This window comes from Arcicella rosea (genome assembly GCF_014204325.1).
Lineage (GTDB): Bacteria > Bacteroidota > Bacteroidia > Cytophagales > Spirosomataceae > Arcicella > Arcicella rosea_A.
In genome coordinates this window covers 39,793-57,368 of the sequence record NZ_JACHKT010000009.1, presented here as the reverse complement: position 1 = coordinate 57,368, position 17,576 = coordinate 39,793, and the positions used below count along the sequence as shown (strand labels likewise).

At 35.3% G+C, this 17,576-nt stretch carries 11 protein-coding genes; 1 reads left to right on the top strand and 10 read right to left on the bottom strand.

Going from position 1 to position 17,576, the window contains the following annotated elements; all coding sequences use genetic code 11:
- The first annotated feature begins 32 nt into the window (after window positions 1–32).
- Window positions 33–1,868 carry a glutamine--fructose-6-phosphate transaminase (isomerizing) gene (glmS, locus tag HNP25_RS07905; RefSeq protein WP_184132960.1) on the top strand — a complete coding sequence of 612 codons (1,836 nt, stop codon included), beginning with the start codon at window positions 33–35 and terminating at the stop codon, window positions 1,866–1,868.
- A gap of 341 nt (window positions 1,869–2,209) precedes the next feature.
- Here the strand turns inward: glmS and HNP25_RS07900 are convergent, their stop codons facing one another.
- The 10 genes from HNP25_RS07900 to HNP25_RS07855 all read right to left on the bottom strand — a co-directional run bounded on the left by HNP25_RS07900 (window position 2,210) and on the right by HNP25_RS07855 (window position 17,576).
- Window positions 2,210–3,544, bottom strand: a complete 1,335-nt coding sequence (locus HNP25_RS07900) for a Gfo/Idh/MocA family protein (RefSeq protein ID WP_184132957.1) — start codon at window positions 3,542–3,544, stop codon at window positions 2,210–2,212.
- A 109-nt stretch (window positions 3,545–3,653) separates the two neighbouring features.
- Entirely contained in the window at window positions 3,654–5,012 is a 1,359-nt protein-coding gene (locus tag HNP25_RS07895) for a 3-keto-disaccharide hydrolase (protein WP_184132954.1), read from the bottom strand.
- A gap of 192 nt (window positions 5,013–5,204) precedes the next feature.
- Window positions 5,205–6,110, bottom strand: coding sequence for an SMP-30/gluconolactonase/LRE family protein (locus HNP25_RS07890; RefSeq protein WP_184132951.1), 906 nt, complete (start codon window positions 6,108–6,110; stop codon window positions 5,205–5,207).
- A gap of 126 nt (window positions 6,111–6,236) precedes the next feature.
- The gene (locus HNP25_RS07885) at window positions 6,237–9,965 is read right to left on the bottom strand and encodes an nSTAND3 domain-containing NTPase (RefSeq protein ID WP_184132948.1); all 3,729 of its coding nucleotides are present in this window, start codon (window positions 9,963–9,965) and stop codon (window positions 6,237–6,239) included.
- 4 nt (window positions 9,966–9,969) lie between these two features.
- Window positions 9,970–10,680 carry a TIR domain-containing protein gene (locus HNP25_RS07880; RefSeq protein WP_184132945.1) on the bottom strand — a complete coding sequence of 237 codons (711 nt, stop codon included), beginning with the start codon at window positions 10,678–10,680 and terminating at the stop codon, window positions 9,970–9,972.
- A complete protein-coding gene (locus HNP25_RS07875) occupies window positions 10,680–11,090 on the bottom strand; it encodes a hypothetical protein (protein ID WP_184132942.1) in 411 nt (136 codons plus the stop codon). The genes HNP25_RS07880 and HNP25_RS07875 overlap by 1 nt, the downstream gene beginning before the upstream one ends.
- A gap of 497 nt (window positions 11,091–11,587) precedes the next feature.
- A complete protein-coding gene (locus HNP25_RS07870) occupies window positions 11,588–12,676 on the bottom strand; it encodes a ligand-binding sensor domain-containing protein (RefSeq protein WP_184132940.1) in 1,089 nt (362 codons plus the stop codon).
- Window positions 12,677–12,755: 79 nt separating this feature from the next.
- On the bottom strand, window positions 12,756–13,514 hold the full coding sequence (locus tag HNP25_RS07865) for a DUF4262 domain-containing protein (RefSeq protein WP_184132936.1): 759 nt from the start codon (window positions 13,512–13,514) through the stop codon (window positions 12,756–12,758).
- 102 nt (window positions 13,515–13,616) lie between these two features.
- Window positions 13,617–13,937 (bottom strand): hypothetical protein, encoded by a 321-nt coding sequence (locus tag HNP25_RS07860; protein ID WP_184132933.1) that lies wholly within the window; start codon window positions 13,935–13,937, stop codon window positions 13,617–13,619.
- Window positions 13,938–14,081: 144 nt separating this feature from the next.
- Window positions 14,082–17,576 (bottom strand): amidohydrolase family protein, encoded by a 3,495-nt coding sequence (locus HNP25_RS07855; RefSeq protein WP_229202818.1) that lies wholly within the window; start codon window positions 17,574–17,576, stop codon window positions 14,082–14,084.

Below are 17,576 nucleotides of genomic sequence, written 5' to 3'. Positions count from 1 at the left end.
GAAATAGTGCTAACCAAATAAACTATAAATATATGTGTGGCATTGTGGCTTATATTGGGCATCGTGAAGCCTATCCTTTAATTATCAAAGGACTAAAACGTTTAGAATACCGTGGATATGATAGTTCGGGGATTGCTTTGTTGAACGATGGACTAAACATTTATAAAAAGAAAGGAAAGGTTGTTGACCTAGAAGCGACTCTTATAAACGAAAATCTAACAAGTACTATAGGCATTGGGCACACTCGTTGGGCTACGCATGGTGAACCAAACGATGTAAATGCACATCCACATTATTCAGCTTCTCAAAATTTAGCCATCATTCATAATGGTATCATAGAAAACTATTCTTCTATTAAGAAAAACCTAATCAAGAAAGGGCATGTTTTTTATTCAGATACAGATTCCGAAGTACTTATTCATTTCATTGAAGACATTCAAGTAAATACTGGTTGTTTATTAGAAGAAGCCGTTCGTTTGGCAATGAAAGAAGTAGTTGGTGCTTATGCCATTGTAATTATGGATGCCACTAACCCTTCTCAATTAATTGCGGCTCGTAAAGGTTCGCCACTTGTAATTGGTGTTGGTGATGATGAATTCTTTTTTGCGTCAGATGCTACGCCAATTATCGAATATACGAATGAAGTAATTTATTTGAACGATTATGAATTAGCAGTAGTGCGTGACGGAGAATTGACCGTTAAAAATATCGACAATATTCTTCAATCTCCTTATATCCAAACGGTAGAATTAGAACTTGAAGCAATAGAAAAAGGTGGTTACGAACACTTTATGCTTAAAGAAATCTATGAGCAACCTCGTTCAGTAGCTGATTGTATGCGTGGTCGTGTGAATGCCGATAGCGGACTTTTAGTATTAGGCGGATTACGTGATTATGTTGATAAATTAGCGAAAACAAAACGAATTGTCATAGTAGCTTGTGGTACTTCATGGCATGCTGGTTTGGTGGCAGAATATATTTTTGAAGAACTTGCACGAATCAACGTTGAAGTAGAATACGCTTCAGAATTCCGTTATCGTAATCCTATCATCAAAGAAGGTGATTTTGTGATTGCCATTTCGCAATCTGGTGAAACTGCTGATACTTTAGCGGCTATCGAATTGGCAAAATCAAAAGGAGCAACAATTATTGGGGTTTGTAATGTGGTTGGTTCTTCTATTCCGAGAGCTACTCATGCTGGAGCATATACTCATGCTGGCCCTGAAATTGGTGTGGCTTCTACCAAAGCCTTTACAGCACAAGTAACTGTTTTGGCAATGATGGCAATTGCTGTTGCCCGCAAAAAAGGAACTTTGCATGAAGATACATTCAGAAGATTACTGTTTGAATTAGAAAGAATTCCTTCTAAAATTGAAACTGTTCTGAAAACTGACGAAAAGATTAAAGAGATTGCAGCACAATTCAAAGACTCAAGAAACTTCATTTATTTAGGTCGTGGTTATAACTTCCCTGTTGCTTTAGAAGGTGCACTTAAATTAAAAGAAATTTCATATATTCATGCAGAAGGCTATCCTGCGGCTGAAATGAAACATGGCCCGATTGCCTTAATAGACGAAGAAATGCCTGTGGTTTTTATTGCTACCAAAGATAGTTCTTATGAAAAAGTAGTATCTAATATTCAGGAAGTAAAAGCCAGAAAAGGAAAAGTAATTGCTATCGTAACCGAAGGCGATAAATTGATTCCTACGATGGCTGATTATACGATTGAAATTCCTGCGATGCACGAAGCTTTGATTCCATTAGTAGCAACAATCCCATTGCAGTTACTTTCTTATCATATTGCTGTTTTAAGAGGTTGCAATGTTGACCAACCAAGAAACTTAGCAAAGTCTGTTACTGTAGAGTAATTAAAATAAAGACTTTAAGATATAAGATGTAAATCATTTGGGTACAAACATGAGTCATCCCGAATTTTTTCTTAGAATAGTGAGGTTTAGGACGATTTGAGAGGTTTTTATCTTTATTATTGTACAATCCTTACTTTTCTTGTCTTGAAACAAGAAAAGTAACAAAAGAAATTCAAGAATTCCTAAACTCGCTTCGCTCAAACAGTAGGAATTCGTTGCCCATCAATCATAAAAAAGCGGTCGAAATTAGTTTTTTGACCGCTTTTTTGTGATTTTAAAATTTGGGATGACTCATGTTCATGACTTTAAACTCAGGATAATTTGCGATAAGTCAAATATAACTAGTATTTGAATACTTTTCCTCCTGCTAATACTTCTTGTGTTTTCTCATCAAAAGTAACTTTCAAGCCTGTTCTGTAAGCAGCGTTCGACATGATTGTTGCAATTGAGTGCGAGTAACCAGCTTCAATTGGTGCATGGCTTTGTTTACGTGAACGTACACATTCCATCCAGTTTTTAATGTGGGCAAACGTCAACGGGTCGCCACCAGTGTTTGCATCTGAAGCTACTTTTTGACCTTCGAGCTTCATTGGTGCTAACAAATTAGCTTTCAAGCCCATTGTTTTAGCATGACCTTCTGTTAAACCTCCTGTCGAAGAAATCTCGTTGGTATCCAAATTAATCATACCGCCATTTGAGTAATACAATTCTTTTGTTTCGCCTGCTGAGTTCGAGAAACGAGAAGTAAACTGTACTTGGAAACCAGATTTAGGGTCGTCTAATGGGCCATAATCAAATACTACTGTTAATGTATCGGCATTTGAACGACCATCTTTCCACTGATAAATTCCTCCATTAGCAACTACGCTTCTTGGGTGTGGCAAACCTGTAAACCAGTGAACAGTATCAATTTGGTGAGACATCCATTGTCCCGGAATTCCAGAAGAATATGGCCAGAACAAACGATATTCTAAGTATTTACGTGGATCGAATGCTTCGTAAGGACGATTCATCAAATAACGTTTCCAATCTACATCAGTTTCTTTTAAGTTTTTCACCAATTCTGGTCTTCTCCAACGTTCTGGTTGGTTTACGTTCCACATCAACTCTACCATTACGATTGGACCAAATTTACCTGATTTGATAAAATCCTCTGCCGCAAAATAGTTTTCACCACTTCTACGTTGTGAACCAATTTGAACGATTTGTTTTGAATTTTTTACCGCTTTCAATACTGCACGAGCATCTTCCATGGTTTCAGCCAATGGTTTCTCTGTATAAGTATCGCAACCAGCTTTTACAGCTTCAACAGTATGCAAAGCATGTTGGAAATCTGCTGTTGAAATAAATACAGCATCTACCATTTTAGAATCGTAAAGCTCTTCGTTATTTCTAAAAACTTTTACATCACTTCCTAATTGCTTATCTAAAAATGCTTTTCCTTCTTCTCTACGACGATTCCACAAATCAGAAAGAGCCGTCATCTCAAAGTTCATTTCTTTTTGTAAGGCCTTGAAAGGTCCTACATGAGAAGCTCTGTGACGGTCAGAAAAACCTACACAACCTACTCTTACTCGGTCGTTTGCACCGATAATTTTAGCGTAAGATTTTGCACTAAATGTTAATGCTCCAAGCGAAGCAAAGGTTGTTTTTTGAATAAATTCTCTTCTTTCCATAGTTTATTTGTTTTTATTTAGTGATTAGTAAATAGTGATTGGTGATTAGTTTATGTTTTAAAAGAATTAAAAATCTATTCACCAATCACTATTTACTAATCACTAAAAATTATAACGTTTTAATCTTCAAATTCTTAAACGAAACATTATTCCCGTGGTCTTGGATTAAGATATTTCCTTTTTCGCCCGCTCCGAAACCATTGTATTTTTCGTATTTACTTCTTGCTACTAAAGCTTTGAAAATATTACTGTTACGCTCGTATTCAACTACCTTAAAGCCATTCAACCAATGCTGAACGATATTGTTTGGATACACAATTACTCTTGCTTGATTCCATTCGCCAATTTTGCGTTGGAAACGTTTGTCTAATTTATAAGAAGGAATTAAATCATATAAACTGCTCATGGTACGGTTACCTATAGAACCCATTTTTGCATCTGGATGTTTTTCATCATCAAGTACTTGGTACTCTAAACCAATCCCTGATTTTCCATTCGAATCAAAGGCTTCATTTACAAAGTACTTAACGCCAGAGTTTGCACCTTCTGTCAATTTAAACTCAAATGTTAATTCAAATGCCCCGTATTGTTCGGTACTTACAATATCGTTACCAGTTTCAGAACCATCAGACGGACTCACATTAATGGTTCCATCCACCACTTTCCAATGAATTGTTGGCATTGCATCTTGATGAACGCCTCTCCAACCTGTAAAATCTTTTCCGTTGAATAACAATTTTACGCCTTGTGCTTTTTCTTGTTCAGATAAAGTATTCAAGGTTAAATTAATTACTGGCGTATTGTCTGTCGGACGAGGAGTTAGATTTTCAGTTTGGATTTTAATATTTCTCCAACGAATTTCCATGCCTTCTTTCATATCTGCATAGATAGAATGTACTTGCAAAGCAATAAATCCTTTGGCTGTCACATCATCTACTAAATTTGAAACAGGGACATCGTTTACCCAAGTACGAATGACATTTCCAATCGCTTCGATGCGATACTTGTTCCATTGTCCATGTAATTTAAAAGCCTTTTTAGCTTCTGGATTGATGTTGGGAATATACAACCAGTCACGACGAGCTTCGTCATAAATTCCACCCGACCAAGCACGGTCTGAAGGATCTACTTCTGCTTGATAGCCATGAACTCTACCGTTTTGGTAATCAGGACTTGAAAGACTCCTAAATTGAATACCAGAATTCATCCCATCAGCCACATTTAGCTCAAGTTCCAAGATAAAATCACCGTAATCTTTTTCAGTAGCTAAAAATGAATTAGGAGTATCCTTTACTGTAGTTCCTACAATTTCACCATTTCTTACGCTATACTTAGCTTTTCCGCCTAATTGTTTGAATCCTTTTAGGGTTTTTCCATCAAATAAGTTTGTCCATTTTTCTTTCTGAGCGAAAGTTGAAAAAGATAAAATACTGATAATGAAGAAAATACTTAAAAACTTTTGTTTCATCGTTTTATTATAAATTAGATTTATTGACAAAAGAATGTAAGATAATTTTTATACTGGATTTTGTAAAAGAATCTTGGAGGGTCTGTAGGGCTTGTCTCAACTTTCGAGACTGGTCAGGAGACCAGTCTCCGAATCCGTGGCTGGTCTCCCGACCAGCCTCAGAAGGGGAAACTCCTCATTCAGCACTCCAAATTACTCCACACCTTTTACTTGCATCTGCAAAGTATAAATGGATTCAGAAGCGGTAATGAATAAAGTTTTGCGGTCTTTTCCGCCAAAACAAATATTTCCGACCCAGTTTGAAGGCACAGGAATATTGCCTAATTTTTTGCCTTCTTTGTTATAAATCGTCACTCCTTTGCCCGTCAGATATAAATTTCCTTGATTATCCAAAGTCATTCCATCTGAACCCATCGGTGCAAAAAGTTGACGATTTGCCAAAGTTCCATCCCCTTGAATTTCGTATCTGTACGTTTTACTATCACGAATATCAGCTACAAATAAGTACTTGCCATCAGGATTACCCACGATACCGTTAGGCTGTTTGAGGTCACCATCAACCAAGATTACTTCTTTTGCTCCTTTGGCTAGGTAATACACATTTTGTTTATCGATTTCGGGCTTTTTTCTTGTCCAATAATCACGCTGATAATAAGGGTCGGTGAAGTAAATGCCACCTTTAGGGTCAATCCATAAATCATTTGGACCATTTGCTTTTAGCCCTTTGATATTATCTAACAAAACCGACACTTTCCCTTTATCAATTGCCCAAAGCTCATTTTTTTCGTCTGCACAGGCAATTATTCTTCCTTTTTTATCAACATACAATCCATTTGAACGACCCGTTTTATCCATAAAAAGGCTCAGTTTTCCATTCGCACTGTATTTCCAAATTTTATCATTAGGCTGGTCGGTAAAGAAAATATTACCTTTTTTATCCACCGCTGGACCTTCGGTAAAAGTAAATTGCTTAGATACTTGCACTAAGGAAGCACCTTTTTGAACAAGATTCAAGGCAGCAATATCATCACTCGACTGTGCCAACAATAATTGATTCGACAACAAGAGTACGGCAAGTACATGGCTAAACTTTATCATATTTATTAGGATTGTTTAAACGAAAAAAGCAAGTTACAATTTTGTACCTTGCTTTCTGGGGAGATTTGTGGGGTTTGGGGATATTGTGGAGGGTTTGAAGTCTAAAAGTTTTGAAATAGCAATATTTTAATACCTTTCTAAAAATCGTCTTTGTCTTTCCCAGTCTGCGTATTTTAATGAATTTTCAATTTGCTCGTTTATGTATCGTTTAATAGGAATTAGATTTATTCCTATGTCCGACCTCTCAACAATAGAAAGAATGTTTCTCCAATCTGCTGCTTCAAGGTCTCCGAAATTGACATCACCAGAATGTACAGAACCACCGTTTCCACGCCACCAAATTTTAGCAAAACCATCTTTATCTTGTGTTAGAGTTAAATAACATAAAAGAATATCATCAAACAATTCCCGCATAGAGTGTCTTACGATGTCAACTACAGTATTCATTTTGTCAGAATTAGTATAAATAGATCTTATGTAATTAAGAAGAAACTGACTTGCTTTTTCTTTTTGTTCACCTTGTAGATTTCTGAAAAACGCATTACAGAAATGGTCTCCAATTCCGAAATATGGTTCTTTCTCAATAATTAAGTCAAAAACTTTTATCAAAACGTTTTCTATTCCTTCAACTTGCCAAACAAATTCAAGACTTTTATCGTCGCCTGAAATACCTAATTGTTTTGCGTCATACAAACTGTTTATATATTCAATTAGAAAGCTAGAGTCTTTTTTTAGGATATTCAACATTCCTTTGCCTTCAAAGTCAAAGTGATTGTGAATTTTGTCTTGCTGTATGTATGCTTTTTTTATGAGTACAATATCATCCCCTAATTGGTCAAAATGTTCACTGAAAAAGTCCATCCATACCTGTAATCTCGTTCCGTCTTTTTCATTTTTTTCAACTATAGTTTTCAAAATGATTTGAAATAAGTCTGGTTCAATCGCCAAAAACCTTTTCAATCGGTCAAAGTGAATAGTATATGAATCGTTCATACTACTAACCGTGTTCACTAAGGATTGAACATACTTTGAACTCAAAAGAGAATCATCTAGATAATCGTAGAACGAAAGTTCCCATAATGGTTTATGGATAAAATCCTTATGCTCAATTATATTCCAAATTGTTTTAGCGTTCTGACTTTCTTTCAAATGATTTCTAAAAACAACTCTTGGGACGTAATTTATTGCATTGTTATTTTCAATTACAAGTTGCAACAATTCACAACCAATTTGAAAGTTTTTTGTACAATTTTCGTCAATTACGTGGTCAAGTGTTGTAGTGTAGTTCCATTCGTTTTTTGTGATTTTTTTTAAATATACAAACATGTTGTAAAACTCTTTTACTTGCTCTTTTTCATTAAAAACAAATGAACTTCTTATTTCAGCTTCTTTTAGTTTTTCGTATTCTCTGTAATTATCAAATTCATACATTTCTTTATCCCTGAATCTGTCCCAATCAATTTTTAGGAATGTTTCGTATGTTTTGTTTCTATATTTTTTCAGTAGTTCGGAAAAAGAAGGGTGAGAAACAGAATTTCTTTTGCACCATCTTACTTGGTCTTGAACATATTTACAATGTTCAAATGAATTTGGCGTAAGTTGCTTTTGAATAATATATACTAGTATCGGCACATCGTATTGCATTACCTCTTTTGAAACATCAGGTTGTATATGAGAATAACTCTGCAATAATTCAAATGATTTATCTATGCTTATTTGAAAGTTTTCCTGAATGGCGTCCCAAATGTTTTTTCGAAATAATTGAATTGTTGGTGTGTTTGGAACAGGATACTGATACCAATAAATAGACATCTTCCGTCCGCCTTTTGTATGATGAAAACGAAAACCTAAAAAGGTTTTTGCTAACTCGTAAAAAGCTGTTGAAAGCAAATTGTCTTTTACATTCAAACCGTCTATTAATATTTGAAAAAGAATTGTCTGTCTTGAGAAATTGATTTGTTCGTCATCCACATCAAAAGTCATATACTCTCGAATTTTATGAATCAATTCAGGTAAATGATCAGGAGCTTTCTTCGTATATTCAAATGCTAATTGAAGGGCATCTTTCAATTTGTGTTGGAAACGAAAAAACTCTCCGATTAACTCTATTACATCATTTTTGCTGTAAGAAAAGGCATTATTTTCATAAGTTACATTGTAAGTATCTCTTTGTGTTTCGGGTAAAGCTTGAGTAAGATTGTAAACAAATTCCAAGGTTTCATCTGGTAAGTAAAACCAAAAGGTAGTTAGAAATTTATATGCTTTTTCTTCGTCAAATTTATTTGACTTCCAGTATCCTTGTAAATATGGTTTTAGTTTGTCCATTACTTTTGAATAGCCAAACGTGTTATTCGCAGGAATGACACTATCTTTAAACCTACTTGAATTGTTTTCAAAATATTTATTCAACAAGGTTTCAAAAGACAATAAATTGTCTTTGATAAATGCTTTATAGAAGAAAAAAGTTGAAAGATTTTGCTCAGGAATTTTTACGTGTTCAAATTGGATTTCTACCAATTCAAGTTTGTCCAATTTATCAATTGCATCAATGAATGTAGAATAATTAAGACCGAAATTATCAAGAATTGAACTTGTGATTTCTCTATTTTTATATGGAATAGTGTAAAAGAAAGAAATCAGTCCAAGACATTTTATATTGAAGTTGTTTGCAAATTCTCCATTATCAGCAACAAAAGTCGTGAAATAGTTTTCAAATAAATCGGATACATCCTGCAATGCACGAATATTTTGTTCTGCTTTAGCAAGTAAAGCTGTCATAATTGCAATACGTGGATTTCCGTCTGCAATTCGAACGATTTCTTTATGATAAGTCGGATTGAGAATGTCAAACGGACTGGCTCTAATTATCTCAATAATTTGTTCATCTGTAAATTTAGCTAAGTCAATTCGTTGTGGTGAAAACTCTTGACAAAGTATTCCAATATCTTGAAAGGCATAATCTCTAACAGTGATTATTACTTTCAGTTCTCCTTTTCTTGATGCTTTGTAAAATCCTATAATTTGGTTGAAAGCGTCTATTCTGTTAGCGTCATCAACAAATAGAATATAATCTTTGTCTGCATCAAAATATTGATATAAGTCGTCAAGTAAAGTGTGATGTTTGTATGAAACACAATAAGCACCATAAGACAAGTTTTCAGACAGAAAACTTTTAATTCCTTCAAGAGCCAACTTTGTTTTACCAATGCCTGGTGTACCAGTTAAAATGATAAAATCATTTAGAATAATGCTTTGTTTTAACTCTTGAAGTTCTTTTTCCCTATGTAAAAACGTATTGCTTAAAGGTGTTGAAATACCTTTCGATACTCTGCTGTATTCTTCAATAAACTTATTTATTGAAACAATTTGTCCTGTGTCTAATGGTAATCCTAAATACTCATGAGTAAGGTCTCTGTGATTTAGGTGTAACTCTATTGCTAATGCGTCAAGTGTGTAAATTGTTAATAATATTCGTGTATCAGCTAAAAGGTCTTTCAAAGATTGAATTTCTGTTGTCGATAAATTGAAGTTTAGGCAAAGAATAATTTCAGAAATTTGTTTTAGCGTAATACCCGTTTTCTTCTCATCGATACATTTCTTTATATCGTCTTGCAATTTTGAAACGCCTGCTGAAATATTTGTTGAATATTCAACAAATATGTATTTACCATTTGGTAGAAGTAAAAATGTATCAGGAGTTCCTTTTACTGTTTTTTGTTTGCCTGATTGACTTCCTGTTCTTGAAAACGCAGAATAGTTTGTATTTCGCAAAGCAAGAAAACTATCGCACAAGTTCTGAAATGCAGCTTGATTGATAGAAGAAAGTCCCTTTTCTATTGCCTGAAGTCTGCTCATTTATTTACAATAAATTTTGTAATTCTTTACGAATCATTTCTTGAAGTTCTGTGTAATTACGATAAACTAAGAAACGTTTTGATTTGATATCAATAGGAAGCTTATCAGGTTCACTGGATATTAAAATTACAGGTTTATCTAAAGCTTGTGCAATACCTAATTCATAAAGAACGTTTGGATTTCGTCCATTAACGTTCACTATTATTAGATTGGCTTTAACAATAAGCTTCAGCATTTCTGGAAAAATATCTCCTTTGATATAATTTTCATCTCCCCTATAAGCATTAAAACCACTTTGTGTACAAGCTTCTCTGATTACCTTGTAATCTTCAGAATAGTTGTCGTGAAATGGTGTAAGTATAAAAACAAGTCTGTTGTCAATCAACAAATCGTTTTGTGTAATACCGTTAGCTTTTAAAAAGTCAGAATAATACGTTTGCCTACTATTAGTTATAGGTGTATTATTTCCTATGTATTCATTTCTTAAAAGTAAATGGTTTACATCTCTCCATCGTTCTTCATTTAGTATAAGTCTGTCGTTCAGATTATAGATTTGTTTTTCAATTGAATTTCTAATACTCTCCAATACAGCTTTGTTCTGCTCGGAGTCATATTTAGATTTTTTAAGTCTATTAAAAAATAGAAATGCAATTGTGGCAATGATTCCACTTACTAATGCAATCAAAAGCACCGATATGTTTGAAATTTCGTTCATTATTTTTGATTTGAATTAGTTTCAGAATTGTTAATTATTACTTCTGTTTCCATTATCAAGCTTACTGACTTGTTTATTGCAAATCCTGATAAAATAAGATTGAATACAAGAAAAAGAATCCACAACTTGGTTCCCTTTAGAAACTGATCTATTGACATTCTCCATAACAAGACATTCAAAATAGTGACTGCAAATCCAATAAAACAGTAAAACAATCCAGTTATTTGGTTGTCAACTTTAGCAATAGTAAATGCTACCACGAATGAAAGAGATAGCAGTACAATATCAACTGGTAGTTCGCAAATAGCTTGAATAGTAGCAGGTAAATCATATTTTCTTCCTATTAGTAACTTCAATAAAAAGCCAATTAAAAGTAAAACAGTTGGTAGTATTATTTGTAAATGTTCCATTTAATTTTGATTCAATTCTTGTATGAAATTCAATATGTTTTTTGATTACCTGAATCCAGCCCGTTAAATCTCAAATTGCTTTGCTGATAAAAACTCGCAACGTCCACTTACAGGGTTAGGTACTCTCTGGTATAGTATATATTCCTATTCTCTAATGTAATAATTTATTTTCTCTCACCAAACGCCTCTACTAATTTTAAATTTAACAATTCAAATAAAGCAAATAATTTTGTCTTATTCTTATTAGATTTTACTTTATGACCATTCTATCTAACAAGATGCTAACTACTTTTTGCCTTATGTCTATTCCATCGAACAAGATGCCGATTACTTTTTACTAGATGACCATTTCATTTAACAAGATGCCAATTACTTTTTACTAGATGACCATTTCATCTAACAAGATGACTATTACTTTTTACTAGATGACCATTCTATTTAACAAGATGCTCATTGATTTTTACTTTATTACTGTTTTATCTTTCATTTTATCAATTTCACCAAGGGCCTTTCTGCTTTACTTGATAAAATTGAGTGCCGTTGAACCTATAAAGTCCGCTTCCTGCACCCCACCACATATTCCCTGATTTATCCTGAAACATACTTTGTACACAACAATTTATCCCGTCGGTAGGGGTAAATACCTTGAATGCTTTGGGATTTGGCAATGGAATAGATGGGTCAAATCTGGTAGTGCTGCCACGTGCTGTAATCCATATAATACCCGAATCTTCTATGATTATTCCCCAAAACACTGTACCGCCTAAACCATCTTTGGGCGTGTATTCGGTAAAAGTTTTGCCGTCAAATTTACAGATACCGTTTTTCATGGTAAACCACATATTGCCCGATTGGTCTTGTGCGATGCCTCCTGCATAGTTCTCGCCCAACCCTTCTTTTTCGTTGAAATTGACAATCGTTTTGCCATCATAACGAAACACCCCTTTATTAGATGAAGCAAACCAAATATTTCCAGCCTTGTCTTCCATAATGCCTGCAACATTGATAGGCGGAAGCAAAGGAAATAAAAAAAAGGATTGCTTACCCAAACTATCAGCTATTGGATTATACTGATAAACTCCGCCATGTGTACCTACCCAAACCGTCCCCGATTTATCAACAAGAATACTTTTTCGACTGATGTCGATATGATTTAGCCCATCTTTTTGAGTATAATTTCTAAACCTTTTACCAACTGCCAATTTAGAATCATACTTATATACTCCTTGGTCAGTGCCAAACCACATATTGCCCTTTTTGTCTTCATTAATGGAAAAAACAGACTTGCTTTCAAAACCATCAGAATTAGAAAAATAGGTTAAAGTTGTTTTGTCGTACCTCACTACTCCATCGCCAAGAGTGCCAAACCATAAATTTCCTTTAGAGTCCTCAAAAATACTTCGGATGTATTGACTCACTAAAGTAGTGTCAAAATCAGGAGCTAAAGCCGCTGATTTAAAGTTTTTGATTACTCTTGGGCTTGGCTTTGAAGCAGTTGAGGCATTGAGCGTACTGTTCTTTTCTTGTCCGTGGCAAGCAGTAACAATTATCAAAAAGCTAAAAAGCAATATTTTGTTCAGTGGCATAATTATGGTTTTTTACTGTTTTAGAGTTTTGATAAAATGCTAAATTGCTCGTGAGGACACGGGCAAAGTAACCAACACTTCACTCATCATCATTTTCCTCTAACATATTTCTTGTCCAATGTCCTCCGATAAAGGTTCTCGTGGCTTCTTGACCATATTCAAGGTCAAATACTTCATTTAAGGTTCTGTCTTTGATGACAATTTCTTCCAAAGCTACCAGCCTCATATCTTCGAGTACTACTTCGTCTCCTGTTAAAAATTGCCAATCTCCATTTGTCTCATGAATCACACTTAGAATAGGCTTATTGAGTTCTAAGTAATGTCGGGTTGTAAATATTCCTAAATTTTTGGCTTCTCTAAATTTAAAGTCGACATTTCTATCAAGTAAGGGTTGTTTGTGTATAAATTCTTCTTCAAAATCAGTTTCCCAAGGAAATTTATTATTCCTGTCTGTCCAGACTAACTGTAAGACAGGGAAATCATTTGACTTGTAATAGTCAATCGCCATTCCGAAGTAATCACTTAAATTTCTATTATCTACTTTCAAAAATTCAGCTTTACTATTGGCAAAAATATTGTGATATGCCTTAGCTATCTTGATTATTTGAGCATTTTTCACCAATTCTGCAACATCATTAAGGACGATATGAAGAGTTTCTATTCGTAGTCCAAAACAGATTATTTCTGGATGATGGTGCTTTTGCCAAAGTCCGATTGTGTAAGCAAAAGATGGTAAATAGTCTGTCGCTGGAATCGTAATAATCGAAACGCCGAAATTTTCAATGTGAGATTTTGTCAGCTCATCATTTCTACAATTATGTGCTTTGTCTGTTATCATCAATTTATACGGTTTTCACGAGCAATTTACTCTTGACGAGAATTTGTATTTTATTTATTTTTTCAAGTAAAAAATGGCTTGGAATAGTGAGGACTCGGCTTTTTACCACTGTTTTGCTATTCTACTAAGTTTATTATTATTATTGAAAATCAAGTTTACTCTGTAAAGGGAAATCGTATCACTTTGAAAGTTCATATTCCCAAAGTGTTCATGTCTTTTTAAAGATTCTTTGATTTGTGCTTTCGTAAGGTCTGTTTCATTAATAAGTTTTGTCAAGTTGTCAAGGTCGTTTTCAGTATCCTTATAGCCATCACGCATATATGTCAAACTTGCAGATTGATCAAGAATCGTGTAAAATCCAACTATTAAAATAATTATTAAAGTTGTCAAACAAACCCAAAAAGCAGTTTTCCATTTATTCATTATATTGCATTGTTCTTATAAGTTATCACAAATATTTTTACTTCCCCCGTGGTCTGTGGCACACAGAACACAAGTAATGCAAGTGTTCTGTGTGCCACAGAACACGGAAGGAAAACTCATGGATTGAGAAAAATTATTAATTTACTACTCCTTAACTCCCGTATTCTCAGCAGGTTTTTCAAATTCCCATTCGCTTCTAATCAGTTTGTTTTGGCTTGGATATACTTCGTTTAAGGTATTCGCATCATAAATTCTGCCGTTTTTCATCACCATTTTTAAGGTATTTGAATTACGAATATTCTCTAAAGGATTTTTATCCATGATTAATAAATCAGCTAATTTTCCTTTTTCGATACTTCCCAAATCTTTATCTAAACCTAAAGCGGTTGCTCCAAGAATGGTTGATACTTTTAAGGCATCAAGGTTTTTCATGCCTCCGCTTTGCATCGACCATAATTCCCAATGATAACCCAAGCCTTGAAATTCTCCGTGACTACCAATTCCTGCCAATGAACCATTTTCTACCATTGATTTCATCGACTTGGCGTGTTTCTGGAAAACGTGTTCTTCTGGCAAGAACCAACCTGTTACTCTACGAGTTTTTGCGGCTAATTCTTCATAAGGCATAAAGTATTGCATCTTTTTGTCATGATAGGGATTCTCTGTTTCAAAGTAGAAAATCTCAGCAAAAGGCCCACCATAAGCTACCAAGAAAGTAGGCGTTACTGCCATTTTAGAGTAAGCGATTGACTTCACTACATCGTTGTACAATGGATAAACGGGAATAGCGTGTTCGTGTCCGGGATAGCCATCTAACATATTGGTCATGTTCAATTTGTAGTTCAAACCGCCTTCGGTAGTTGGCATTAGTTTTTGGTCTTTTGCCGCTTTGATAATCCATTGGCGAGTTTGTCTATTGCCCGTCAAATACATTTTGATGTACTTAGTATTGTAATATTTGCTGTATTGCTTCAAAGCATTAATTGCCCCTGTTGAATCTTTGATATTGTAAGACCAGAAACCAACACCCGGCCCCGTTGAATAGATTCTTGGCCCAGCCATTTTGCCTGCATCCACCATATCGCTGTAAGTAAGTACGTCGGTAGTGGCTGTTTGTGGGTCACGAGTGGTCGTTACGCCATAAGCTAAATTGGTGGCATAAATCCATACTTGGTTTTTCTGAATGCCCCATTGTGGCCACATGTGCGAATGCGTATCTACAAAACCCGGTGTGATGGTTTTACCTTTTACGTCGATTACTTTGGCATTGCCAACGCCTTTCAGACTTCCACTTTTCCCTACCGCTTTTATTCGGTTATTTTCTATCAAAATATCTCCGTTTTCTATCACTTCATTGCCATTCATCGTGATGATTCTTCCGCCTTTCAACAATACATTTCCTGTCGGAATATCTTTGGTGAAGTATAGTTTAATCTCGGTTTCTTCTGGCTTGTAAGTAGTTTCAGCTTTTTTAACTGCTACTTTTTTCGTGGCTGAATCTGCATTGGCTTTTATCGCTACTTTAATTTTCAAAGTATCAGTTTTTACTTTATTCAAAGAATCTGCCTTTACTTTTTCTTGTGCTTTTTTAGCGGTTTTTACACTGTCTTCAAAAGCTTTTGATTTATCTAAATCATACACAAAATGAAAGCGACCTAATGACCAATGTATTTTCTTCGCATCGCTCGACCAAGCTGGAAACTCTCCTCCTATTTCTGTTAATTTCTGTGCAGGAAACTGTGCTGAACTTGGGTCTGACACAGAAATATTAACGGTTTTCCCTGTTTTAGGAATCGTCATTACATAAATATCATTATTGACTTGTGCCAAAGCTTTATCTCCATCGGGCGACATCAATACTTGTGACGCATTTGACGCTCTGTTTACTTCCATTGCCTCCGCCATTTTTTCTCCCAACATACAATTATGCACATAATCTTCACCTTCGATACTCATGCCATAAGTGGTGATTCCCGTAATTTTTGCATGAACTTTTTCATCTGTTCCATCCCATTTAATCGACTGCAAAGAACCATCGCCACCGCTTAAATAGATTCTATCAGAATTTTTCACGAAGTGAGGCGTACTTCTGCCTTGTGCTTTGTCGATGACAGTGATTGCTCCGCCTTTGGCATCAATCCAACAAATTTCATCTTCTGAACTATTGGCAACTGGACCAACGGATTCTTTGAAAGTACGCATTTTGCTACGAATGAAAACGATTTTATCGTCCTTCTGTGTAAAGACTGGTTGCGAATACAAAGCTGGCACTGACGTAAGTTTCTGTACGTTTGGCGTTCCGTTGGTATTTACTTTATAGAGATGACCGCCCTCGGCTGTCCAAGTGATAAAAGCGATTTGCGTTCCATCGTTCGACCAAATAGGATTTGCTTCGGTAAATTCATGATTCGTAATTCTGCGTGGCGTTCCGTTCGGATAATCTGTTACATACAAACGGTTCAAAGAAGTGAAAGCTAATTGCTTGCCATTTGGCGAAGGAACGGCATCACGAATTTGTGAAATTAAAGTTTGAGTAGTATCTGAAATTGGGTACTTAAATTCTAATCTTGGGCCCATTTCCAAATCCATATCAACACTAAATGGAATCTGTACAGGGCTTCCGCCATTGATAGCAATTTTATAAATCTTTCCACCATAAGAAGCAATCAACGCTTGATTATCAGGCGTAAAAGACATTGAAGGCAAAACGCCCATCGTTGCGATTGACTCCTGTTCGTCTCTTTGTACTGGGTAAGCCAACCATTTTTCATCGCCACTTTCCAGATTTCTTAATACCAAACCTGTTTTTTCTTCAAAGCGAGAACCATACACCAACCATTTGCCATCGCCCGACAAAGTAGGCGAAAATGCCGAACCGTATCTTGAAGTAATGGTAGTGCGTTTGGCATTGTCACGGTCGTAAACGCCAATTTGGTATTGTGGCATCATGGCATTATAATTCCATGCACCCGAACGCTGCGAGAAGTAGATGTATCTTCCATCAGGACTAACGGCTGGGTCGATGGTTTTTAACGTAGCAGGTTGGTCAATTAATTGAACGCCTCCGCCACCATCTTTGTGCACCATCCACATTTGTACATTCATGCGACCTTTGGCGAAAATGATATAATTGCCGTCGGGAGTCCATTCGGCAGCTTCATAGTTTTGGTCACGGTCTTTCGTTACTTGGATGGTGTCTTTTTTCTCGAAATCAATCATCCAAACATTATCAGAACCGCTACGGTCTGAAATAAAAATTAACTTTTTTCCGTCTGGACTATAACGTGGATGCGTATCATAAGCCAAACCTTTGGTGATATTGGTCGCTTTTCCTCCAGTAAAAGGAATACTGTATAAATCGCCCATCAAATCAAAAACGATGTTTTTAGCATCAGGACTCACATCTAATGAAAGCCAAGTACCTTCGTCGGTATTGAGTTTGAACTTACGAGTAGCCTTGAGCGGTAAATCTTTGTAACGAACAAATTTCGTTGTATCTTTTTTAAGGGAATCGCCCGAAAATAGATGCCTTGACACAGAATGCTTGAAGGAATTTGCCATGCTGACAATTGCAAAAGTGCCAACAAACAAGCCCATCAATAGATTTTTAGGATTAGTTTGAGGAAAAGTGATTTTCAT